At 59.8% G+C, this 23,067-nt stretch carries 20 protein-coding genes; 6 read left to right on the top strand and 14 right to left on the bottom strand.

Features of this window, described 5'->3' with window-relative positions:
- Positions 1-154: 154 nt before the first annotated feature.
- From betA to betI, 3 genes are all read right to left on the bottom strand, one after another.
- A complete protein-coding gene (gene betA, locus ACMXYH_RS30135) occupies positions 155-1,858 on the bottom strand; it encodes a choline dehydrogenase (protein ID WP_415765794.1) in 1,704 nt (567 codons plus the stop codon).
- A 155-nt stretch (positions 1,859-2,013) separates the two neighbouring features.
- Entirely contained in the window at positions 2,014-3,486 is a 1,473-nt protein-coding gene (gene betB, locus ACMXYH_RS30130) for a betaine-aldehyde dehydrogenase (RefSeq protein ID WP_415765793.1), read from the bottom strand.
- Between the two features lie 108 nt (positions 3,487-3,594).
- Positions 3,595-4,188 (bottom strand): transcriptional regulator BetI, encoded by a 594-nt coding sequence (gene betI / locus ACMXYH_RS30125; protein ID WP_129440466.1) that lies wholly within the window; start codon positions 4,186-4,188, stop codon positions 3,595-3,597.
- 379 nt (positions 4,189-4,567) lie between these two features.
- Here betI and ACMXYH_RS30120 point away from each other — a divergent pair, with 379 nt between their 5' ends.
- Complete coding sequence (locus tag ACMXYH_RS30120; RefSeq protein ID WP_256661576.1) at positions 4,568-6,517, top strand: BCCT family transporter; 1,950 nt, start codon at positions 4,568-4,570, stop codon at positions 6,515-6,517.
- 210 nt (positions 6,518-6,727) lie between these two features.
- Here ACMXYH_RS30120 and choV read toward each other — a convergent pair whose 3' ends face one another.
- The 3 genes from choV to ACMXYH_RS30105 form a co-directional block, all read right to left on the bottom strand.
- Positions 6,728-7,906: a choline ABC transporter ATP-binding protein gene (gene choV / locus ACMXYH_RS30115; RefSeq protein ID WP_129440470.1), complete on the bottom strand. Its 1,179-nt coding sequence runs from the start codon at positions 7,904-7,906 to the stop codon at positions 6,728-6,730.
- On the bottom strand, positions 7,903-8,748 hold the full coding sequence (gene choW, locus ACMXYH_RS30110; RefSeq protein ID WP_129440472.1) for a choline ABC transporter permease subunit: 846 nt from the start codon (positions 8,746-8,748) through the stop codon (positions 7,903-7,905). The genes choV and choW overlap by 4 nt, the downstream gene beginning before the upstream one ends.
- Positions 8,749-8,814: 66 nt before the next feature.
- Positions 8,815-9,762, bottom strand: coding sequence for a choline ABC transporter substrate-binding protein (locus ACMXYH_RS30105; protein ID WP_129440474.1), 948 nt, complete (start codon positions 9,760-9,762; stop codon positions 8,815-8,817).
- A 435-nt stretch (positions 9,763-10,197) separates the two neighbouring features.
- On the opposite strand from ACMXYH_RS30105, the gene ACMXYH_RS30100 reads away from it, so the two are divergent.
- Together ACMXYH_RS30100 and ACMXYH_RS30095 are read left to right on the top strand one after the other, a co-directional pair.
- The gene (locus ACMXYH_RS30100; RefSeq protein ID WP_415765792.1) at positions 10,198-11,574 is read left to right on the top strand and encodes an L-serine ammonia-lyase; all 1,377 of its coding nucleotides are present in this window, start codon (positions 10,198-10,200) and stop codon (positions 11,572-11,574) included.
- 539 nt (positions 11,575-12,113) lie between these two features.
- Entirely contained in the window at positions 12,114-13,217 is a 1,104-nt protein-coding gene (locus ACMXYH_RS30095) for a GlxA family transcriptional regulator (RefSeq protein WP_129440478.1), read from the top strand.
- Positions 13,218-13,322: 105 nt separating this feature from the next.
- Here the strand turns inward: ACMXYH_RS30095 and ACMXYH_RS30090 are convergent, their stop codons facing one another.
- The 6 genes from ACMXYH_RS30090 to choX all read right to left on the bottom strand — a co-directional run bounded on the left by ACMXYH_RS30090 (position 13,323) and on the right by choX (position 18,804).
- A complete protein-coding gene (locus tag ACMXYH_RS30090) occupies positions 13,323-13,586 on the bottom strand; it encodes a hypothetical protein (protein ID WP_129440480.1) in 264 nt (87 codons plus the stop codon).
- 370 nt (positions 13,587-13,956) lie between these two features.
- Positions 13,957-15,120 carry a gamma-butyrobetaine dioxygenase gene (locus tag ACMXYH_RS30085; RefSeq protein WP_415765791.1) on the bottom strand — a complete coding sequence of 388 codons (1,164 nt, stop codon included), beginning with the start codon at positions 15,118-15,120 and terminating at the stop codon, positions 13,957-13,959.
- Positions 15,121-15,134: 14 nt separating this feature from the next.
- Positions 15,135-15,611, bottom strand: coding sequence for a thioesterase family protein (locus ACMXYH_RS30080; RefSeq protein ID WP_415765790.1), 477 nt, complete (start codon positions 15,609-15,611; stop codon positions 15,135-15,137).
- 179 nt (positions 15,612-15,790) lie between these two features.
- Positions 15,791-16,756, bottom strand: a complete 966-nt coding sequence (locus ACMXYH_RS30075) for an L-carnitine dehydrogenase (protein ID WP_134420574.1) — start codon at positions 16,754-16,756, stop codon at positions 15,791-15,793.
- A gap of 141 nt (positions 16,757-16,897) precedes the next feature.
- Complete coding sequence (locus ACMXYH_RS30070; RefSeq protein ID WP_415765789.1) at positions 16,898-17,785, bottom strand: 3-keto-5-aminohexanoate cleavage protein; 888 nt, start codon at positions 17,783-17,785, stop codon at positions 16,898-16,900.
- A gap of 74 nt (positions 17,786-17,859) precedes the next feature.
- Positions 17,860-18,804, bottom strand: a complete 945-nt coding sequence (gene choX / locus ACMXYH_RS30065; RefSeq protein ID WP_129440490.1) for a choline ABC transporter substrate-binding protein — start codon at positions 18,802-18,804, stop codon at positions 17,860-17,862.
- A 370-nt stretch (positions 18,805-19,174) separates the two neighbouring features.
- Here choX and ACMXYH_RS30060 point away from each other — a divergent pair, with 370 nt between their 5' ends.
- Positions 19,175-20,134, top strand: coding sequence for a GlxA family transcriptional regulator (locus tag ACMXYH_RS30060; RefSeq protein ID WP_415765788.1), 960 nt, complete (start codon positions 19,175-19,177; stop codon positions 20,132-20,134).
- A 139-nt stretch (positions 20,135-20,273) separates the two neighbouring features.
- Here the strand turns inward: ACMXYH_RS30060 and ACMXYH_RS30055 are convergent, their stop codons facing one another.
- Together ACMXYH_RS30055 and ACMXYH_RS30050 are read right to left on the bottom strand one after the other, a co-directional pair.
- Positions 20,274-20,690, bottom strand: coding sequence for a DUF3010 family protein (locus tag ACMXYH_RS30055; protein WP_415765787.1), 417 nt, complete (start codon positions 20,688-20,690; stop codon positions 20,274-20,276).
- 61 nt (positions 20,691-20,751) lie between these two features.
- Positions 20,752-21,153, bottom strand: a complete 402-nt coding sequence (locus tag ACMXYH_RS30050; protein ID WP_415765786.1) for a lysozyme inhibitor LprI family protein — start codon at positions 21,151-21,153, stop codon at positions 20,752-20,754.
- Positions 21,154-21,387: 234 nt separating this feature from the next.
- Between ACMXYH_RS30050 and ACMXYH_RS30045 the strand changes: the two genes are divergently transcribed.
- Together ACMXYH_RS30045 and ACMXYH_RS30040 are read left to right on the top strand one after the other, a co-directional pair.
- Positions 21,388-22,365: a dipeptidase gene (locus tag ACMXYH_RS30045; RefSeq protein WP_008033250.1), complete on the top strand. Its 978-nt coding sequence runs from the start codon at positions 21,388-21,390 to the stop codon at positions 22,363-22,365.
- A gap of 162 nt (positions 22,366-22,527) precedes the next feature.
- Positions 22,528-23,058 (top strand): DUF5943 domain-containing protein, encoded by a 531-nt coding sequence (locus ACMXYH_RS30040; RefSeq protein ID WP_008033249.1) that lies wholly within the window; start codon positions 22,528-22,530, stop codon positions 23,056-23,058.
- The last annotated feature ends 9 nt before the right edge of the window (positions 23,059-23,067 follow it).

The raw sequence follows: 23,067 nt of genomic DNA, 5'->3' as shown, positions 1-23,067 counted from the left end.
GGTGGGTCAGAGGGAGATGTGGTGTCTGGCCGGGCCTCTTCGCGAGCAAGCCCGCTCCCACATTTGATCTCGGGTGTTCACAAATTTTGTGTTCACTGGAGATCTCCTGTGGAAGCGGGCTTGCTCGCGAAGGGCGCACCGCGGTGTAACTGTCTTACTGCGCGGTAGGACTCACATCCCGCAACGGCTTGCCACGCACCGGCGCATCGCCGGCCACGAAGTAGGCGGCCTTACTACGCGGCAATGGCTTGCGGCCACGGATCTTGTCGGCGATTTTCTCGGCGATCATGATCGTCGGCGCGTTCAGGTTGCCGGTGGTGATGATCGGCATGATCGAGGCATCGACCACACGCAGGCTCTGCATGCCGTGCACACGACCTTCAGCGTCAACTACCGCCATTTCGTCTGTGCCCATCTTGCACGAGCAGGACGGGTGGAACGCGGTTTCGGCGTGTTCGCGAATGAACTTGTCGAGCTGCTCATCAGATTGCACGTCGATGCCCGGGCTGATTTCGCGGCCACGGAAAGCGTCCAGCGCAGGCTGTTGCATGATTTCACGGGTCAGGCGGATGCCGTCGCGGAATTCCTGCCAGTCCTGCTCGGTGGCCATGTAGTTGAACAGGATGCTCGGGTACTCGCGCGGATCCTTGGACTTGGCCTGGATGCGACCACGGCTCGGCGAACGCATGGAGCCCATGTGCGCCTGGAAACCGTGCTCTTTCACACCGTTGCTGCCGTTGTAGTTAATCGCGACCGGCAGGAAGTGGTACTGGATGTTCGGCCAATCGAATTCCGGACGGGTACGGATGAAACCGCCGGCTTCGAACTGGTTGCTGGCGCCGATGCCGGTGCCGTTGAACAGCCACTCGGCACCGATGGCCGGCTGGTTGTACCAGAGCAGCGACGGGTACAGCGAGACCGGTTGGGTGCAGGCGTATTGCAGGTACAGCTCGAGGTGATCCTGCAGGTTTTCACCCACGCCCGGCAGGTCGTGGACCACCGGGATGTCGAGTTTTTTCAGCAGCTCGGCCGGGCCGACGCCGGAACGCTGCAGAATCTGCGGCGAAGCGATGGCGCCGGAGCACAGCAGCACTTCTTTGCGGGCGCGGGCTTCAACGCGCTCTTCAGCGGCGCCGATCAAGTAACGCACGCCGACCGCACGCTTGCCTTCGAACAGAATCTTGTCGGTCAGGGCGTGGGTGACGATGGTCAGGGTCGAGCGCTTCTTGGCGATGTCCAGGTAACCGCGAGCGGTGCTGGCGCGACGGCCGTTCGGCGTCACGGTGCGGTCCATCGGGCCGAAGCCTTCTTGCTGGTAACCGTTGAGGTCTTCGGTGCGCGGGTAACCGGCTTGCACGCCGGCTTCAACCATCGCGTGGAACAGCGGGTTGTTGCCGGCTTTCGGCGTGGTCACGCTGACCGGACCTTCGCCACCGTGGTAGTCGTTCGCGCCGATGTCACGGGTTTCAGCCTTGCGGAAATACGGCAGGCAGTTCAGGTAGTCCCAGTCTTCAAGACCTGGCAGTTTGGCCCAGTTGTCGTAGTCCATCGCGTTGCCGCGGATGTAGCACATGCCGTTGATCAGCGAGGAACCACCCAGGCCCTTGCCGCGACCGCATTCCATCCGGCGACCGTCCATGTGTGGTTCAGGATCGGTTTCGTAGCCCCAGTTGTAGCGACGACCTTGCAGCGGGAACGCCAAAGCGGCCGGCATTTGCGTGCGGAAGTCTAAACGGTAGTCCGGGCCGCCTGCTTCGAGCAGCAGGACGGTGACGCCTTCGTCTTCAGTCAGACGGGTCGCCAGGGTGTTACCGGCCGAGCCGGCACCGATGATGATGTAATCGAATTCTTGGGACATTGAATGCACCCTCTTTGAAGTTGGTCAGGTCGCCTGTAGCAGCTGCCGAGGCACGAGGCTGCGTTGGGTCGCGCAGCGACCCTCTGAGGGCGGTCCTGCGGACACGCAACGCAGCCTCGTGCCTCGACAGCTGCTACCGGGTATTCAGCCGGGGCTTAGAAAACCGAGGCGTAATCGCCCAGTTCGACCTGTACCGATTTGATGCGTGTGAAGTTGTTCAGCGAGCTGATGCCGTTTTCACGGCCCACGCCCGACTGCTTGTAGCCGCCAACCGGCATCTTGGCGTCGGACTCGCCCCAGGCGTTGATCCAGCAGATACCGGCTTCCAGTTGATGAATCACGCGGTGAGCGCGGTTCAGGTCCTTGGTGACGACGCCAGCCGCCAGGCCGAAGTCGGTGTCGTTGGCACGACGGATCACTTCTTCTTCGGTTTCGTAGGTCAGGATGCTCATCACCGGGCCGAAGATTTCTTCGCGAACGATGGTCATCTCGTCGGTGCAGTCGGTGAACACGGTCGGTGCCACGAACGCGCCTTTGGCGAATTCGCCTTCGGTCAGACGGCTGCCGCCGCACAGCACGCGAGCGCCTTCTTCCTTACCTTTGGCGATGTAACCCAGCACACTTTCCATGTGGGCGAAGCTGACCAGCGGGCCGAAGTTGGTGTTCTCGTCTTCCGGGTTGCCAACGCGGATGCGGGCAACGCGCTCAACGATCTTGGCTTCGAACGCGGCTTTCAGGTGGCTCGGCACGAACACGCGAGTGCCGTTGGTGCAGACCTGGCCGGAGCTGTAGAAGTTGGCCATCATGGCGGTGTTGGCGGCGCGATCGAGGTCGGCGTCGTCGAAGATGATCAGCGGGGATTTGCCGCCCAGTTCCATGGTCACGTCTTTCAGCGACGAAGCGGAAGCGCTGGCCATTACCTTCTTGCCGGTGTCGGTGCCGCCGGTGAAGGAGATTTTTTCGATGCGTGGGTGCTCGGTCAACCAAGTGCCGACTTCACGGCCGCTGCCGGTCAGCACGTTGAACACGCCAGCCGGAACGCCGGCTTCGGTGTAGATCTCGGCCAGTTTCAGCGTGGTCAGGGAAGTAACTTCGCTTGGCTTGAAGATCATCGCGTTACCGGCCGCCAGGGCAGGGGCGGATTTCCACAGGGCGATCTGGATCGGGTAGTTCCACGCGCCGATACCGGCCACGACGCCCAGCGGCTCGCGACGGGTGTAGACGAACGACGTGGTGCGCAGCGGGATCTGCTCGCCTTCGATGGCCGGCACCAGACCTGCGTAGTACTCCAGCACGTCAGCGCCGGTGACGATGTCGACGTACTTGGTTTCGGAGAACGACTTACCGGTGTCCAGGGTTTCCAGAGCAGCCAGTTCATCGTTGCGCTCGCGCAGGATGTCGACGGCACGACGCAGGATGCGCGAACGCTCCATGGCGGTCATCGCAGCCCAGATTTTCTGGCCCTTTTCGGCGCTGACGACGGCGCGCTCAACGTCTGACTGGGTCGCACGTTGTACGGTTGCGAGGACTTCACCGTTAGCCGGGTTGATGGCTTCGAAAGTGGCGTCGCTGCTGGCGTCACTGTAGCCGCCATCGATGTAGAGTTTTTGCAGTTCGAAACGGGCCATATAGTCCTCGCAAGAGCATAAGTTGGTTGGCGGTAACCACTGGGCGTGCCTTATAGCTTGGGCAACGCTGGTCAGTGGCGGTTCAGGTGCTGAGCGGTTCTGTGTGCTCTAACTCACCTGCTTGGCCAGTTGGAAATCCATGTATTCGTAAGCGATCTGGTGCGCCTGCTCGGTGTCGAAAGCATCTCCCGACAACGCGCCGCGCAACCACAAACCGTCAATGAGGGCTGCCAGGCCCCGGGCTGCACTGCGCGCGGTATCGAGCGGCAATACACGGCGGAACTGGCAGCACAGGTTGGAATACAGACGGTGATCGTTGATTCGCTGCAACCTGTGCAAAGACGGGTGGTGCATGCTGGTGGCCCAAAAGGCCAGCCAGGTTTTCATTGCCGGGCCATTGACCTGGCTGGCGTCGAAGTTGCCTTCGATAATCACCTGGAGGTGGGCCCGCGGGCTGCTGTCCTCCAGCGCCTGACGGCGCGCGGTGACGTTCTCGCTGAGGACGCTCATCAGATACTGCGCCGTGGCAGCGATCAGGCCGTTCTTGTCCTGAAAGTAATGACTGATGATGCCATTCGAGACACCGGCCAAACGGGCGATCAGCGCAATGCTGGCGTCCCCCATTCCGACCTGATCTACCGCCTGCAATGTGGCTTCGATCAACTGCTGGCGACGGATGGGTTGCATACCGACCTTGGGCATCTTGCACATCTCCTTAGGCCTTCCGGCGGACGTAAAACGTCTATCGGATTGAAGGCCAGTCTATTTTGTTTTGATTGAACGTTCAATCAACAAAGAATAAGATCTGCGACAATTCGTCGCTGCCTACAGGTTTTTCCTACATGTAGTTGGCGGAAAAACGACATCCGAAAACGCTCGAAACCCACGCGCACTGGCGCTCCCGGGCTTCGGGCTTTTTTCGGGGTGTCTTTATATCACCCGCTGGTCGGCTGCCAACTAAGCGATTGGTCGGGTAACGCGTTGCCTTGTGTTCTTCTCTCGCACTGCCTGGAGCATCTGTGCCATGAGTTCTGCCTCTCTTATAAAGACCCCACCCGAGAAGGTGACGGTCAACGGTTGGGTGTTCTACACCTCTACCGCGTTGATCCTGTTGTTGACCGCCATTCTGATCATCGCCCCGCAAGAGGCGGGCAGATTGCTCGGTATTGCCCAGGCCTGGTTGTCCCGCAGCTTCGGCTGGTACTACATGGTGGTGATCGCCGCTTACCTGGTCTTCGTGGTCGGCCTGGCGTTTTCGTCCTACGGCAAGCTCAAACTGGGCAGCAAGGACGACACCCCGGACTTCAGCTACGGCGCCTGGGCGGGGATGCTGTTCTCGTCGGGTATCGGCATCTCGCTGTTGTACTTCGGTGCTTCCGAGCCGCTGGACCACTACTTCAACCCGCCAGAAGGCGTGGCCGCCAGCAACCTCGCTGCACGTCAGGCCGTTCAGCTGACGTTCCTGCACTGGGGCCTGCATGGCTGGGCGATCTACGCATTGGTCGGCCTGGCCGTGGCGTACTTTGCTTACCGTCATAACCAGCCGCTGGCGTTGCGTTCGGCGCTGTATCCGCTGGTGGGCGAGCGTTGGGTCAAAGGCGCGGCCGGTCACGCGGTGGACGGCTTCGGCATGTTCGTGACCCTGCTGGGGCTGGTGACCAACCTGGGGATTGGTTCGCTGCAAGTGTCGTCCGGGCTTGAAAACCTGTTCGGCATGGAACACAGCAATACCAATCTGCTGATCGTGATCATCGTGATGAGCACCGTGGCGACTATCGCTGCCGTGTCCGGCGTGGAAAACGGCATCCGCCGTCTGTCCAACCTGAACATCGTGCTGTTCAGCGGTCTGCTGATTTTCGTGCTGTTGTTCGGCCCGACCCTGCACCTGCTTAACGGCTTCGTGCAAAACATTGGCGACTACCTGAACGGCGTGGTGCTGAAGACTTTCGACCTCTATGTGTACGAAGGCGACAGTGAGAAGTCCGACCGCTGGTTGGGTCTGTGGACCGTGTTCTATTGGGCCTGGTGGATTTCCTGGGCCCCATTCGTCGGCATGTTCATCGCGCGTATTTCCCGTGGTCGCACGGTGCGTGAACTGGTGGCCGGCGTGCTGCTGATCCCGCTGGGCTTCACCTTGGCGTGGTTGTCGATTTTCGGTAACTCGGCCCTGGACCTGGTGATGAACCATGGTGCGGTGGAGCTCGGAAAGACGGCGCTGGAACAGCCGTCGATGGCGATTTACCAGTTGCTGGAGCATTACCCGGCGTCGAAGATTGTGATCGGCGTGTCGATCTTTGTCGGTTTCGTGCTGTTCCTGACCCCGGCGGATTCCGGCGCGGTGATGATGGCCAACCTTTCCTGCAAGGGCGGTAACGTCGACGAAGACGCCCCGCACTGGCTGCGGATCTTCTGGTCGGCGGTGATCACGCTGGTGACCATCGGCCTGCTGTTCGCCGGTAACTTCGAAGCCATGCAAACCATGGTGGTGCTCGCCGGTCTGCCGTTCTCGGTGGTGCTGGTGTTCTTCATGTTTGGCCTGCACAAGGCCATGCGCCAGGACGTGCAGATCGAACAGGAGCAAGCGGAGCTGGCTGCGCGCGGTCGTCGTGGTTTCAGCGAGCGTTTGACGCAGCTGGACTTGCAGCCGAATCAGTCGATTGTTCAGCGTTTCATGGACAAGCAAGTCAGCCCGGCGCTGGAAGATGCAGCTGTGCAATTGCGTGCTCAGGGTCTGGATGTGCAGACGTTGCTGGGCAAGTCGAAACGCTGCATGGGCGTGCGGATCGAGATGGAAGAGGGCAACCCTTTTGTCTACGAAGTGAGCCTGGACGGCTATCTGGCAGCGGCGAGCGACATGGTTTCGGCTGAAAGTGCTGATGAGCCCCGCGCACGTTACTACCGCGCCGAGGTGTACCTGCACAACGGCAGCCAGGACTACGACTTGATGGGCTTCACTTCGGATCAGATTACCCGTGATGTGCTCGATCAGTTTGAAAGCCATCGGCAGCTCCTTGGCCGGGTCTATAGCTAAAACTTGATAGGACGCGGTGTTTCGATCTGAAGCACCGCGTCGTGTTCTTCGCGAGCAAGCCCGCTCCCACATTTGATCTGAGTCGTTCACAAATCCAATGTGGGAGCGGGCTTGCCCGCGAAGGGGCCATCAGCTTCGACGCCGTATTACCCGATGTCCCGATAAACAAAAACGCCGCGATCCTCTCGCGGCGTTTTTGTGTGTGTTGCCTTAACCCAGGTTCTTGCCGAGCAGTGCGTGATACAGCTCACTGTCACCGAGAATCCCGACCACCTTATTGTTGTCGTGCAGCACCAGTTTGTTGCCCGTCTGATATCGAATCTGCAGCGCTTCGCGCATGCCGATGTTCGAATCCACTACCGTTGGCCGACGACCCAACCCTTCAACCGCTTGACCCGGCACCCAGTTCTGCAGATCCAGGCTCGCGCCGTTCTGACGAGCGCCCTTGATGGTGTTGCCTTCCGCCAGGTCCAGCCACGAATCGCCGCCCGGATCCAGGCATACCGAACCGTTGATGCGTTTGCAGTTGTCGAGGGTGCGCATCAGGCTGCGACCGCACAGTACGTTCAGCGGGTTGGTGTGGGCCACGAAGGTCCGCACGTAATCGTCCGCAGGGTTCAACACGATCTCTTCCGGCACGCTGTACTGAACAATGCGGCCGTCTTTCATGATTGCGATACGGCTGCCGAGCTTCAGTGCTTCATCGAGGTCATGGCTCACGAACACGATGGTTTTGTTCAGCTTGCTTTGCAGTTCCAGCAGTTCGTCTTGCAGGCCTTGGCGGATCAGCGGGTCGAGGGCCGAGAACGGTTCGTCCATCAGCAGAATGTCGGCGTCCATCGCCAGCGCGCGGGCCAGGCCCACACGTTGCTGCATACCACCGGAGAGCTCGTCCGGCTTCTTGTTGCGCCACTGGGTCAGGCCCACCAGCTCAAGCTTCTCGTCCACCAGTTTGCGGCGTTCCTTCTCCGGACGACCCTGCATTTCCAGACCAAAGCTGATGTTCTCGCGAACGGTCAGCCAAGGCATCAGGGCGAACTTCTGGAACACCATCGCAATGCGCTTGGTGCGCATCATTTTCAGTTCCGCCGGGGTGCAGGACGCGATGTCGATCTGCTTGCCTTCGTGCTCGACGAACAACTTGCCGCGGCTGACGGTGTTGAGGCCGTTGATGCAGCGCAGCAAGCTGGACTTGCCGGAGCCGGACAGGCCCATCAGTACACAGATTTCACCCTTTTCGACGTCCAGGCTGGCCTTTTCAACGCCAACAATCTGCCCGGTCTTTTTCAGGATCTGGTCGCGTGTCATGCCCTGGTCGAGGAGTTTCAAGGCCTCGCGCGGGTCTTTGGAGAAGATTACGTCGACGTCTTCGAAGCGAATAATGCTCATGCGTCACCCCCTACTTTGGCTTCGGGTTGTTTGCAGATACGGTCGAGCATGATCGCCAGCAGTACGATCGCCAGGCCGGCTTCGAAGCCCAGGGCGATATCAGCAGTGTTCAGTGCGTTGACCACGGGTTTGCCCAGGCCGTCGGCGCCCACCAGTGCCGCGATCACCACCATCGACAGCGACAGCATGATGCACTGGGTAATACCGGCCGCGATGCTTGGCATGGCGTGGGGCAGTTCAATCCGTGAAAGCAGTTGACGGCGCGAGCAGCCGAAGGCTTTGCCGGCGTCCATCAGTTCCTGCGGAACATCGCGAATGCCCAGGTAGGTCAGGCGGATAGGCGCGGCAATCGCGAACACTACCGTCGAAATCAAGCCCGGGACCACACCCAGACCGAAGAGGGTCAGGGTAGGAATGAGGTACACGAAGGTCGGTACGGTCTGCATCAGATCGAGCACCGGACGCATCAGTGTATAGAACATCGGTTTGTGCGCGGCGACGATGCCCAACGGCACGCCGATGACCACGCAGACCAGGGTGGCGAACAACACCTGGGCAAGGGTTTCCATGGTTTCCTGCCAGTACCCCAGATTGAGGATCAGCAGGAAGGAGGCGATGACAAAAACGGTCAGTCCCCATTTTCGTTGAATAAAGTGTGCCAGTAGCGCGATGAGGCCGATCAATGCCAGCGGGTTGAACCAGGTCAGCGCAAAAGTCACGCCGTGGATCATCGTTTCCAGTGACACGGCGATTGCGTCGAAGGTGCTGGCGCCGTGTTGCGTCAACCATTCAACGAAGCCCGCGATGTACTGGCCTAAAGGTATTTTCTGATCAATCAGCATGGTAGTGAACGTCCGCATGCAAGGAAATAAACAGCCCGGGCGAGCGAACTCGCCCGGCGTAAGCGATTACTGCGCGAGCTTGGCTTTCACGGCCTCCAGGCCTGGTTTACCGTCAATGGTGGTCACGCCAGCGAGCCAGGTATCGAGGACCTGTGGATTCTTTTTCAGCCAGGCCTTGGCGGCCGCGTCAGGCTTCATTTTGTCGTCCAGGATGTTGCCCATCAGCGAGCTTTCCATGTCGACGGTGAATTCCAGGTTTTTCAGCAACTGGCCAACGTTGCTGCATTCCTGGGCATAACCCTTGCGAGTGTTGGTCGCCACGGTGGCGGCACCGAAGTCGGGGCCGAAGTAATCGTCACCACCAGTGAGATATTGGATCTTGAAGCGCTTGTTCATCGGGTGCGGCGCCCAGCCGAGGAACACCACGGCGGTATCGCGTTTCTGGGCGCGGTCGACTTGCGACAGCATGCCCGCTTCGCTGGACTCGACGATCTTGAATCCGGCGTCTTTCAAGCCGAAGGCGTTCTTGTCGATCATACTCTGAATCAGACGGTTGCCATCGTTACCCGGTTCGATGCCGTAGATCTTGCCGTCGAGTTCTTTCTTGAATTTCGGAATGTCGGCGAAGTCGTGAAGACCTTTGTCATACAGCGCTTGAGGTACGGCGAGGGTGTACTTGGCGCCTGTGAGGTTGGTGCGCACGACGTCCACGGTGCCGGCATCGCGATAAGCCTTGATGTCGTTTTCCATGGTCGGCATCCAGTTACCCAGGAATACGTCCATGTTCTTGCCGTCGGCCAGGGACTTGTAGGTCACCGGTACGGAAATCATCGTGGTTTTGGTCTTGTAGCCGAGGGCGTCGAGGACGACGCTGGTGGTGGCGGTCGTTGCGGTGATGTCGGTCCAGCCGACATCGGAGAAGTTTACGGTGCTGCATTGAGCCGGTTCTGCGGCGTGAGCCAGAAGCGGCAGACTCAGCATGGCGGCCAACAACAACGACGGGGAACCTTTCATGGATGGACTCCTTGGTGTTTTTTTTGGCAGTGTTCCGACTGGACCACCGCACTTATAGGTTGCGGTTGGATGGCGTTTTGGAGACAGCTCTACCACGGCGCCTTGCAATCGAGTCGATACGATCATGTACCAGTGAAAATCTGACGCCTACAGGGGGCGTCGTAACCAGTACAGGGATGGTCGCATCCAGTGTCGGTGACGTCGTTTACAGCTTTTTTCAGCCCTCTTTGCCCCTCTGATCCGCAAAAAAACGGCGAAAACGCAGCGTCAAAGGCCCGCGGCGTTGGTGGGCATGAGTGCGTCGGTGTGAGACGTCGAACGACATGACAAAAGGCTGATGATGCGGCCATCTCGGCGGATTGCAGCTTGAGCGTAGCAGCTCCGTCACTGGGCGCTTTTGCGTCTGGAGTAGGCACATCCAGGAGTTCGGCAGTAATGGCTATCAGTGTTTTCGACCTGTTCAAAATCGGCATCGGCCCTTCCAGTTCGCACACCGTGGGGCCTATGCGGGCCGCCGCGTTGTTCGTGCAAGGTTTGCGTGAGCAGGGTCTTTTGGAACAAGTAAGGCGCGTCGAAGTTCAGCTTTATGGTTCGTTGTCGGCCACCGGCATCGGTCACGGCAGCGACAACGCAGTGATCATGGGCCTGATGGGCGAGTGGCCGGACGCGATCGATCCATCGCAAATCGGCATTCGCATCGAAACCCTGCGCGAAACCCACACGCTGTTGCTCGACGGTCGTTTGTCAGTCCCGTTCAACTGGGCCCGGGACATGCGCCTGATCGACGAGAACCTGCCGTTCCACCCCAACGCCATGACGCTGATCGTCGACGGTGATGACGGCGAGCTGCATCGCGACACCTACTATTCCATCGGCGGCGGTTTTGTCGTCGATGAAGCACAAGCCTCCAGCGGTGTGGTGGACCTGGACCGCACGGTGTTGCCGTACGATTTTTCCAGTGCCGCCGAGCTGCTCAGCCTCTGTAAGCAGCACAACTTGCGCGTCGCCGAATTGATGATGGCCAACGAGAAGGTCTGGCGCAGCGAAGAGGAAATCCGCGCCGGCCTGATGAAGCTTTGGCGGGCCATGCAGGATTGCGTCGAACAAGGTCTCAAGCACGAAGGTATCTTGCCCGGTGGCCTGAATGTGCGTCGTCGCGCGGCCAAACTGCACCGCAGCCTGCAAGAACTGAACAAGCCCAATGTGATCGGCTCGACCTTGAGCGCCATGGAGTGGGTCAACCTGTTCGCCCTGGCGGTCAATGAAGAAAACGCCGCTGGCGGGCGCATGGTCACGGCACCGACCAATGGTGCTGCGGGGATCATTCCGGCGGTGCTGCACTACTTTATGAAGTTCAGCGAGGTGGTGACTGACGCCAACGTAGTCGACTATTTCCTCAGTGCGGCGGCGGTAGGGATTCTGTGCAAGAAGAACGCTTCGATTTCCGGTGCCGAAGTCGGCTGCCAGGGCGAGGTCGGTTCGGCCTGCGCCATGGCGGCGGCCGGGCTGGCGGAGATTCTGGGTGCCACACCGGAGCAGCTGTGTAACGCGGCGGAAATCGGCCTGGAACACAACCTCGGCCTGACCTGCGACCCGGTGGGCGGGTTGGTGCAAGTGCCGTGCATCGAGCGCAATGCGATTGCCGCGGTGAAAGCCATCAACGCAGCGCAGATGGCGCTGCGTGGCGACGGTCAGCACTTTATCTCGCTGGATCGGGTGATCCGCACCATGCGTGATACTGGTGCGGACATGCATGACAAATATAAAGAGACATCGCGGGGTGGGTTGGCGGTTAGCGCGGTTGAGTGCTGAGTCAGTAATACCGAGTTGCCTGCTTCGCGAGCAAGCCCGCTCCCACATTCGACCGCATTACCCTGAGAGAACTCGGTCAACTGTGGGAGCGAGCTTGCTCGCGAAGGCGCCAGACCAGTCAAAACTGCGCGCTAAGTGAACACCGGAATCAAAACGCGCCACGTTTTGGCGCGTCGCTTACAGATAAGCGACTTGCCCGAGATCCGGGATCCAAGTTGGCCATTACCGCCTGTCACCTGTGCTTGTGGTGACACTCTTCACCAGGTCGCTGTAGCCCTGTTCCCACAAGTGCTACCGATTTGCTCACGCCCAACGGGGCAGAGCGCCTCCCGCCGATAATGGCACTTATCACCCCCACTCCCCGCGCGTCACATCTAGACACATCGCGACGTCGTTTTCAGGAGTTATTGAACGGCCATTCAACTTTAGGCATGGCATTTGCTCTGTCATTACAAAGCCCGTCTCCCACGCGAGAACGATGGCAATAACAAGAGCCTCCGCCTGAGGCCATCACCCGCTTTGTGTGAGGAGATACCGCGATGACGACGTTCAACTCCGGGGCCCAACCCCAGAACCGTGCGCCTCAATCCATCGGCTTTTTGCTGCTGGACAATTTCACGCTTATTTCTCTGGCCTCCGCAGTAGAACCCCTGCGCATGGCCAACCAATTGTCCGGTCGCGAGCTGTATCGCTGGAGCACGCTTACCGTCGACGGCGGTCAGGTCTGGGCCAGTGACGGTCTGCAGATCACCCCCGACGCCTCCATGCACAAAGCGCCTCCCATGGACACCATCATTGTCTGTGGCGGTATCGGCATCCAGCGCACTGTTACCCGTGAACACGTTTCGTGGCTGCAAAGCCAGGCGCGTCAGTCCAAGCGTCTGGGCGCGGTCTGCACCGGTAGCTGGGCCCTGGCCTGCGCCGGTTTGCTGGACGGTTTCGATTGCAGCGTGCACTGGGAATGCCTGGCCGCTATGCAGGAAGCATTTCCGCGTGTGGCCATGAGCACCCGGTTGTTCACCCTCGACCGCAACCGTTTCACCAGCTCCGGTGGCACCGCGCCGCTGGACATGATGCTGCACCTGATCAGCCGCGATCACGGTCGTGAGCTGTCGGCCGCGATCTCGGAAATGTTCGTCTACGAGCGCATCCGCAACGAGCAGGATCACCAGCGTGTGCCGCTCAAGCACATGCTCGGCACCAACCAGCCGAAGTTGCAGGAAATTGTGGCGCTGATGGAGGCCAACCTCGAAGAGCCGATCGACCTCGACGAGCTGGCAGTTTATGTCGCCGTGTCGCGTCGTCAGCTGGAGCGGCTGTTCCAGAAATACCTGCACTGCTCGCCGTCGCGTTACTACCTGAAACTGCGCTTGATTCGCGCCCGGCAGCTGCTCAAGCAAACGCCGATGTCGATCATCGAAGTGGCGTCGGTGTGTGGCTTCGTGTCTACGCCGCACTTCTCCAAGTGCTACCGCGAATACTTCGGCATTCCGCCGCGTGACGAACGCGTAGGTTCCAACACCACGCAACAAGTGGCGATGATGCCGCTGCCGCAAGCACTGGTGCTGTCGCCGTTGTCCGGGCCGTTGTCGGCGTTGAGTCAGGCGCGCAATGAGTCGACGTTCGCCAGCGTAAGGCTCTAGACCGAGGCGCTCCCTTCGCGAGCAAGCCCGCTCCCACATTCGACCGAGTCTCTCAGGGGAAATACGGTCAAATGTGGGAGCGGGCTTGCTCGCGAAAGCGGTTTATCAGGCGCTACGGCTCTGCTGATACTCCGCCAACGCGGGCAGCAATTGCCTGTCGATGGCCTGGCGCACGGCCGGCAGAATGGTCGCGCTGCTGGTGTACATCTGCTTGACCATGGTCCGCAGTTCCATTGCCCGTTCGTTGTTCAAGCCCCGTACCGCGCATTCGCAGGCCTGCTCAGCGGTTGCGCCAGGGGGCACTGCAAATCCCAACGCCTTGAGCTGGCCCAACAGGTCTTCCTGGTCTATCAAATCGGCGTGCATCATGACGCAATCCTTCTTCAGGGAACGGTGTCGTGGCTCGATTCTCGTAGGGGTACGGAGTGGCGGCAAGGACGATTTGTCGCAATGGCCGCAATACCTATGAACAGGTCGTTTTCGGCTAACTTGCACAGGAGGAGAGTGGGCACACTGGGATCAGCTGGCTTCACGAAGGTTTGGTCACCCTCGCGCAACGGCTCCTCAACAGTACCCACCTCTGCCCCGATCCTGTCACGGCTTGATCGGGGTTTTTTTTGCCTGTGAATCAGGGAGATATGAGGTGTATGGACTGGCGTCATCGCGAGCAAGCTCGCTCCCACATGGGATCGCATATCCCTGTGGGAGCGAGCTTGCTCTCGATGAACGATGACGCGGTTTAACGCTGCAATACGAGGATGCGCGACAACAATTCATCACGGTCGACATAACAACCCTGAAAATGCCGGGCACCGGTGGCGGGGTCGAAGGCGTTGCGGGCGTGGAGGGTGCGGCGGTTGTCGAAACACCACATTTCGCCGGGGTTCAACCGAGTCATCACGCGGAATCGCGTTTCCCGGGTCATCGCAATAAAGCGGCGGTAGGCGTGATAGAGAGCGGGCATCTGCTCGACCGACGCATCGAACGGACCGCGCAGAAAATTCGCCGTGCGGATTTCCGAAACCTGCCCCAAGGCATCCAGCGCGATGATCGGCGCGAGACGGCGGTAGTCGCTGTGGCGGTCTTTATTACGGAACTCCACGGGGATTTCGCACAGGCTTTTAAACGCCTCGGGATCTTCCTGTCGCAAGGCTTCGGCAATGGCAAAACCGTCAACGAAAATACTCTCGCCACCGTCGGCGTCATTCACCAGGCAATGCAGGAATTGCAGCCCCGGTTGCAGCTCCCGGGTCGGCAGGTCGCTGTGCAGCGGCAGGTTGAACGCGGTGTAGGCATTGCTGTCGGCATCGGCCTTGGATTGCACGTTGAACAGCACGCCAAAATTGCTCTCGCGGATGAAGGAAATCCGCTGGGCAATCAACTTCAACGAGCCCGGCTCGGTGGGCACACCGCGGACCTGGGTCAGGCCGGTATCGCGCACGGCCAGCAGCCATTGCAGCAGGGCATCGTTGTCGTTCATCAACGACTGGTATTCGAACACTGGCAGCTTCAGGTTGCTGTTCCAGAGCTGGCTTTTTGGCTTGGCAGCCCGGCGTTCGGCGCGGGACTCGTCATCGTAGGCGTGGGCCCGTAACCAGCCAGGATCGAAGCGGCTGAGATGGCCGTCCTGCCAGTCGACACGCAGGCAGCCTTCGGCATCAATGCTGACGTCCGAGGGCTTCAGGTTTTCCGCGACGTCGACGATTTCCAGCACTTGCTCGCGGGTCACGGTGTAGACGCACAGCGGGCACGGACAGTTGTCCCGCAGCCACTGATGATGAAACGGGCTGACACGGTCATCGGCCCACTTCACTTGAATTCGCTCCGCCAGGGTGTGTACGGCGGTCAACGCGCTGATCAACGGGTAGGTGCGGAAGTCGGCAAAAGCGGCGGCGGTGTTCAATGGCGATCTCCTTGTTATTTTTTAGGGGGTAACGCGATCACTCGGCCGATGTAGGCGGGGGCGGGCAGGTCGGATTGCTCGACGACGATGGCTTGCAACTTGCTCAAGGTGTCTTCGCTGAACGGTGCGGAGCGCGGCCCGGCGAGGTCGACGTGCAGCAGCATTTGCTCGTTGCCCGCCAGCTCCTTGTCATCACCCACCAAATGCAGGCTGTGATAGAGGTGCAGGCGTTTTTGGTCGTGGCCGATGATTTGGGTGTGCACTTCGACGTCGGCGTCGAGCTTCACTTCGTGCAGGTAATTGAGGTGCAGTTCGAGGGTGAACAGCGAGTTGCCGCTGGCTTCGCGGTTGTTGCTGTCGAGCCCTAAGCGATCCATCAGCGCGTCGGTGGCGTAGCTGAAGATGAGCAGATAGAAGGCATCGCGCAGGTGGCCGTTGTAGTCGACCCAGTCGGGGATGATTTTGGTTTGGTAGGTGGTGAGGGTGGGCATGATGAGTGATCCAGGATGTGTGGTGACTGGGCTGCCGTCTTCGCGAGCAAGCCCGCTCCCACAGGGGATTTGCTGGGTGACATAGATTGTATTCACACCTCAAATCAACTGTGGGAGCGGCGGTGCGACGATTCGACTTGCTCGCGAAGGGGCCAGCCTTGCTGGCCCATAGCTGAGGGTTATTCGCTAAACGCCATCCCATGCTTCTCTTTGGTGGTCTTCACCGCCTCCAGCACCGCCAGCAAGCAATCATCACGATAGCGCTCCAGCGCTGAAATGCTGTGTGTGCCCAACTGATCACTGGTGCCATCCACTACATCATCGATCAACTTGTCCGTCAGCTCCGGCGCCGGCAGATACGTCCATGGCAACTGCAACGCCGGCCCGAATTGCGCCATGAAGTGCCGCATGCCCGCATCGCCACCCGCCAGGGTGTAGGTCAAGAACGTGCCCATGAATGACCAGCGCAGACCCGCACCAAAGCGGATCGCATCATCGATTTCACCGGTGGTCGCCACACCGTCGTTGACCAGGTGCAGCGCCTCACGCCACAGCGCTTCGAGCAAGCGGTCGGCGATAAAACCGGGTACTTCCTTGCGCACATGCAGCGGACGCATGCCCAGGGATTCATAGACTTTCATTGCCGCTTGAACGGCTTGCGGGGCGGTGTTTTTGCCGCCAACCACTTCCACCAGCGGCAGCAGATAAACCGGGTTGAACGGGTGCCCGACGACGCAGCGTTCCGGGTGCGTCGAACTCTCGTAGAACTCGCTCGGCAACAGGCCGGAAGTACTGGAACCGATCAAGGCATTGGGTTTGGCCGCTGCGCTGATTTTGGCGTGTAGTTCCAGTTTCAGGTCCAGACGCTCAGGGGCGCTTTCCTGAATGAAATCCGCGTCGCGAACGCATTCTTCAATGGTTGCGACAAAGCGCAGCCGATCCTGCGATGCACCCGGCGCAAGGCCCTGTTTCTCCAAAGCACCCCAGGCATTGGCGACGCGTTTGCGCAGCGCGGCTTCGGCACCGGGCGCCGGGTCCCAGGCCACCACGTCGAGGCCGTGGGCGAGGGCGCGAGACACCCAACCGCTGCCGATGACACCGCTGCCCAGGGCGGCGAAGGTTTTGATATCAGTGATAAAGCTCATGGCGACGTCCTAAAAAATTCGGTGATCCAATGTGGGAGCGGGCTTGCTCGCGAAAGCGGAGTGTCAGTCGACAGAGATGTCGGATGTAACGGCCTCTTCGCGAGCAAGCCCGCTCCCACAGTTGGAAAGAGTTGTTAGCAGTTAACCGCGCTTGGTCAGGCCCATTTTTGCCCGGCCTTCCGCCGGCGTCAGAACACGGGCGCCGAGACGGCTGAGGATTTCCGAGGCGCGTTCGACCAGTTGGCCGTTGGTCGCCAGTACGCCCTTGTCCAGCCAGATGTTGTCTTCCAGGCCGACCCGCACGTTGCCGCCAAGCAGCACCGCTTGCGCAGCCATCGGCATTTGCATGCGACCGATGCCGAAACCGGCCCAGACCGCATTGGCAGGCAGGTTGTCGACCATGGCCTTCATGGTGGTGGTGTCGGCCGGCGCGCCCCATGGGATGCCCAGGCACAGTTGGAACAACGGGTCGTCGAGCAACCCTTCCTTGATCATCTGCTTGGCGAACCACAGGTGACCGGTATCGAAGATTTCCAGCTCGGCCTTCACGCCCAGCTCTTGAATGCGTTTGGCACCAGCGCGCAGCTGGGCTGGGGTGGACACGTAAATAGTGTCGCCGTCGCCGAAGTTCAGGGTGCCGCAATCGAGGGTGCAGATTTCCGGCAGCAGTTCTTCAACGTGGGCCAGACGGGTCAGCGGGCCGACCAGGTCGGTGTTCGGGCCGAACTCCATCGGGTTCTCGCCAGCGCCGATTTCCAGGTCGCCGCCCATACCGGCGGTGAGGTTGACGATAATGTCGACGTCCGCCTCGCGGATGCGCTCCATCACTTCGCGATACAGCGTTACATCACGGCTGAATTTTCCGGTTTCGGGGTTACGAACGTGGCAGTGGACTACGGTGGCGCCGGCCTTGGCGGCTTCCACGGCGGCCGCGGCGATTTGTTTCGGGGTGACCGGCACGTGTGGGCTCTTGCTGGTCGTGTCGCCAGCACCGGTGAGTGCGCAGGTGATGATGACGTCGTGGTTCATGAGGCGGGTTCCTTGCAGGCGTGATGATTCCGTTCGCAGCCCGGTCGGGCTGCGAGTCGGTGGTTCAATCGGGTTTATTTGGTGGTCAGTTGCAGGTTTTCAGCAGCGGGTTTGCCATCGAAGGTGGTCACGCCTTCGAGCCAGCGTTGCTTGTCTTGCGGGTGATCTTTCAGCCATTGCTTGGCCGACTCGAAAGCGTCCTTGTGATCCAGCAGCGGCTGCATCATCCGGCTCTCGTCTTCGGCGGTGTACTTCAGGTTGCTCAGCAAGCGACCGATGTTCGGGCATTGCTCGGCGTATTTCGGCGCGGTGACGGTCCAGACCGTGGCCATGCCTTCGTTCGGGCCCAGAGCGTCGTCGCTGCCGGTGAGGTACGTCATCTTCACGTTGACGTTCATCGGATGCGGCGCCCAGCCGAAGAACACCACGGCCTCGTTGCGGCGCACGGCGCGATCCACCGCCGCGAGCATGCCGGCTTCGCTGGACTCGACCAACTGGAACTTGCCGAGGCCAAACTGGTTCTTGGCAATCATCGCCTTGATCTGGGTGTTGGCTCCCGAACCTGGTTCGATGCCGTAGATCTTGCCGCCCAGCTCTTTCTCGAACTTGGCGATGTCGGCGAAGGTTTTCAGGCCCTTGTCGGCGAGGTAAGTCGGTACGGCGAGGGTCGCGCGGGCATCTTTCAGGCTTGGCGCTTCAAGCACTTTGACCTGCTTGCCATCGACGAACGGCGTGATGGTCTGGGTCATCAGCGGGTTCCAGTAGCCCAGGAACAAGTCCAGGCGCTGATCGCGGATCCCGGCGAAGATGATTTGCTGGGAAGCGCTGGTTTGTTTGGTGTTGTAGCCGAGGCCATCGAGCAGGACTTGGGTCATGGCGCTGGTGGCGATCACGTCGGTCCAGTTCACAACGCCCATGCGCACGTTCTGGCATGAAGCAGGTTCGGCCGCCATGACGCTGGCGCTCAGGAAAGCGGTACCGCTGAGTGCAAGAACACAGCTGCTGATCAGTCGTTTCATCTCAGGTTCCTCGGCAGTTCGTTATTGTGGGTCCGGTCGTCTGCATCCGGTCTTGCGGATAGCGCTCATATTTTGGCGAGTGGCTGTTGTCCTCAGGCAAGGCGCCGCGACGAGTCATAGCTCGCTATGACGAGGAGCGGCAACGCAGCTTGAGGGCAACAGACGCCGCAAAAATTGAGCAGCTATCCGTAAGACCGGATGCGCCGTGCGCCGGTGATGCCAAGTTACGCAGCTTAAGGCCCGCTAAAGCGCACTGCGGCGACCAGCTCTTGCACTGCAGCGACCTGCGCTCTTGAATGCCTCTTGCAAGTGGCGTATCAACGTCCACACGCTTCCCGCCCTCTCGTTACCTGCCAGTCGAGTGCGCTCCATGTCCCAGGATTTCTACTTCTTGTTGATGCCGGGTTTCTCGGCGATTGGATTTATCTCTGCCATCGAGCCGCTGCGGGTTGCCAATCGCTTTCGTGGCGAGCTCTACCGCTGGCATGTGCTCAGCGCGGACGGCGGGGCGGTGCTGGCCAGCAACGGCATGTCGGTCAACGCCGATGCGGCGCTGGAACCGCTGAAGAAAGGTGCGACGTTGTTGGTGGTAGCCGGTTTCGAGCCGCTGAAGTTCGCAACCCCGGCGCTGGAACACTGGCTGCGCCGGCTGGACAACGAAGGCGTGACCCTCGGCGCCATCGACACCGGCAGCTTCATCCTCGCCGAGGCCGGCCTGCTCGACGGCCATCGCCTGACCCTGCACTGGGAAGCCATCGACGCGTTCAAGGAGTCTTATCCACAGCTCAGCGTCACCCAGGAGCTGTTCGAGATCGACCGCCGGCGCATCACCTCTGCCGGCGGCACTGCGTCCATCGACCTGATGCTCGACCTCATCAGCCAGGCCCATGGCCCGGAACTGGCGATCCAGGTCAGCGAACAATTCGTGCTCGGCCGCATCCGCCCGCGCAAAGACCACCAGCGCATGGAAGTCGCCACGCGTTATGGCATCAGCAACAAGAAACTGGTGCAGGTGATTGGGGAGATGGAGCAGCACAGCGAGCCGCCGCTGAGCACGCTGGAATTGGCCGAATCGATCAAGGTGACGCGACGGCAGTTGGAGCGATTGTTTCGCCTGCACCTGAACGACACACCGAGCAATTTTTACCTGCGGTTAAGGCTGGAGAAGGCGCGGCAGTTGTTGCGGCAAACCGATATGAGCGTGTTGGAAGTGAGTATCGCGTGCGGGTTTGAATCACCGTCGTATTTCACCCGGAGTTATCGGGCACGGTTTGAGCGGTGTCCAAGGGAAGACCGACGGCGGCTGGGGGGTGGTCGGGAACTGGTTTGATCGCGCCAGAAGCCTGTACACAAGACAAAATGTGGGAGCGGGCTTGCTCGCGAATGCGGTCAGTCATTCAACATTGATGTCAACTGATCCACCGCATTCGCGAGCAAGCCCGCTCCCACATTTTGATCCGGTTTCGCTTTTACTTCTTCATCAGGGCGGAGCAGGCCGCTTTAAACGCTTCATGCTGATACTTGTTCAGCGTGGCCGGCAGTTCAAAGTCGAATTTCTTGTTCTGTGCATTGATGGTCTGTGGCGACAGCAACGTCACCTCGCAACTATCCAGCAACTGGAAAACACCCTCGATCTTGAACGTGGTCGGCCCACCAGCAAATTCGCCTTTCTTGTTGCGCTTCTTGATCGCAATCCGATCGATGGCGTTCTCGCGCACAAACGACGCCACCTGAGCAGCAAACACTTTGACGTTCGCGGCTTCGTCGTCATCGTCGAGGGCAATTTTCTTGGTGGCCAGAGCGACGTGGCTCAACACCTGATCGTCGAGGGAGGCCACGGCGATGATCGCTTCGCTGCCTTTGATTTCGATGCCGCAGATTTTCATGTGAGTCCCTTTCCCGAATGGTGGCCTGCAGCTTACAGCTCAAGTTGATTGACGTTTGCGCTTACTCCTGCCCAATCGACTCCAAAAACTCCGACCGCTCGTCACTCATCCGCGCCACGCAATCATTCTGCGCGATGGTGAATGCCTTGCTACCGCTCGTCGCCGGAAAGGCCTCAACCGCACAATCCGCATCCCGGGTCTTCAGCCACTGCTGTTGAGCAGCCTTGAGCTTGCCGGTGATGTCGGCCAGTTGTGCCGGGTTCTTGCTGTAGGCCGTTTGCATGCGCTCGGTCAGGCCTTGATAGTTGTCTTTTAGGAGCTGTTCGGCGGTGGTTCTGCTGTAGACCGAGCATTCCAGGGTCTGGACCTCGTTTTCGACTTTGTCGCAGGGGTTGTCGTCGGACTCTTCGGCCGCGTGTACGCCGGTCGCTATCAGTGCTAACGCCAGGAAGATCGATTTCATTGCGTCGCCGCCCCTTATCAGTAAAGCATCCAGTAGTGGCGCGAATTCTGGCCCATGCGCAGGCCCTTGAACAGGTGGCTCATGACGTCCGACGACGACCCTTTGTCGCGGATTGACGCTTTCGGCAAACCCCCTGTCGTTTTTGCACCCGGCTGCCCCCTCCCTCAGGCATATGCTGGCCCCAAAGCGCCGGCACACGATTCGGCGCATGAATCGCTAATAGGGGACAGCCTGATGAGCCCAGCCGAATTGCACGCCGACAGCATCGTTATCGACGGTCTGATTATTGCCAAGTGGAACCGTGAGCTGTTCGAAGACATGCGCAAGGGCGGTCTGACCGCGGCCAACTGCACCGTGTCGGTGTGGGAGGGCTTTCAGGCCACTGTGAACAATATCGCCGCCAGCCAGAAGCTGATCCGCGAAAACAGCGACCTGGTGATTCCAGTGCGCACCACCGCCGATATCCGCAAAGCCAAAGAACAGGGCAAGACCGGCATCCTGTTCGGCTTCCAGAATGCCCACGCCTTTGAAGATCAGATCGGCTACGTCGAGGTGTTCAAGCAGCTGGGCGTCGGTATCGTGCAGATGTGCTACAACACCCAGAATCTGGTCGGTACCGGTTGCTACGAGCGTGATGGCGGCCTGTCGGGTTTCGGTCGTGAAATCGTCGCCGAGATGAACCGCGTCGGCGTCATGTGCGACCTGTCCCACGTAGGTTCGAAAACCTCCGAAGAAGTCATCCTCGAATCCAAGAAACCGGTCTGCTACTCCCATTGCCTGCCGTCGGGCCTGAAAATTCACCCGCGCAACAAATCCGATGAAGAACTGAAGTTCATCGCCGATCACGGCGGTTTCGTCGGCGTGACCATGTTTGCGCCTTTCCTGGCCAAGGGCATCGATTCGACCATCGACGATTATGCCGAAGCCATTGAATACACCATGAACATCGTAGGTGAAGACGCCATCGGTATCGGCACTGACTTCACCCAGGGCCATGGCCAGGACTTCTTCGAATACCTGACCCATGACAAGGGCTACGCCCGCCGCCTGACCAGCTTCGGCAAGATCATCAACCCGCTGGGCATCCGCACCGTCGGCGAGTTCCCGAACCTGACCGAAACCCTGCTCAAGCGCGGCCATTCCGAGCGTGTGGTCCGCAAGATCATGGGCGAGAACTGGGTCAACGTCTTGAAGGACGTCTGGGGCGAGTAACCCCTTTTTCAAACGAACGCTGTAGCAGCTGCCGAGGCACGAGGCTGCGTTGCGGTCCGCAGGACCGCCCTCGGGGGCCGCTTCACCGCCCAACGCAGCCTCGCAGGCTCGACAGCTGCTACGGCACGACAACACAACGAATTTTTCTGGAGTTAAGTTTCCATGGCCAAGATCGCCCCGCAATTGCCAATCGAAGTCGACAGCGAAACCGGTGTCTGGACCTCCGACGCCCTGCCAATGCTGTACGTGCCGCGTCATTTCTTCGTCAACAACCACATGGGCATCGAGGAAGTACTGGGCGCCGACGCCTACGCCGAAATCCTCTACAAGGCCGGCTACAAATCCGCCTGGCACTGGTGTGAAAAAGAAGCTGAATGCCACGGCCTGGAAGGCGTTGCGGTGTTCGAGCACTACATGAAGCGTCTGTCGCAACGCGGCTGGGGCCTGTTCAAAATCCAGGACATTGACCTCGACAAGGGCACTGCCAGCGTCAAGCTCGAACACTCGGCGTTCGTCTACGTGTACGGCAAGGTCGGCCGCAAAGTCGACTACATGTTCACGGGCTGGTTTGCCGGTGCCATGGACCAGATTCTGCAAGCCCGCGGCAGCAAGATCCGCACCGTTGCCGAACAGGTTTACGGTGGCTCCGAAGAAGGCCACGACGACGGCCTGTTCACCGTCAAGCCGTTGTAAGTCGAGGAA

Origin of the sequence: Pseudomonas frigoris, from assembly GCF_047758635.1 — a bacterium.
GTDB lineage: Bacteria > Pseudomonadota > Gammaproteobacteria > Pseudomonadales > Pseudomonadaceae > Aquipseudomonas > Aquipseudomonas frigoris.
Note: the sequence above shows the minus strand (reverse complement) of the source record. Positions and strands in the feature narration are given on the sequence as shown.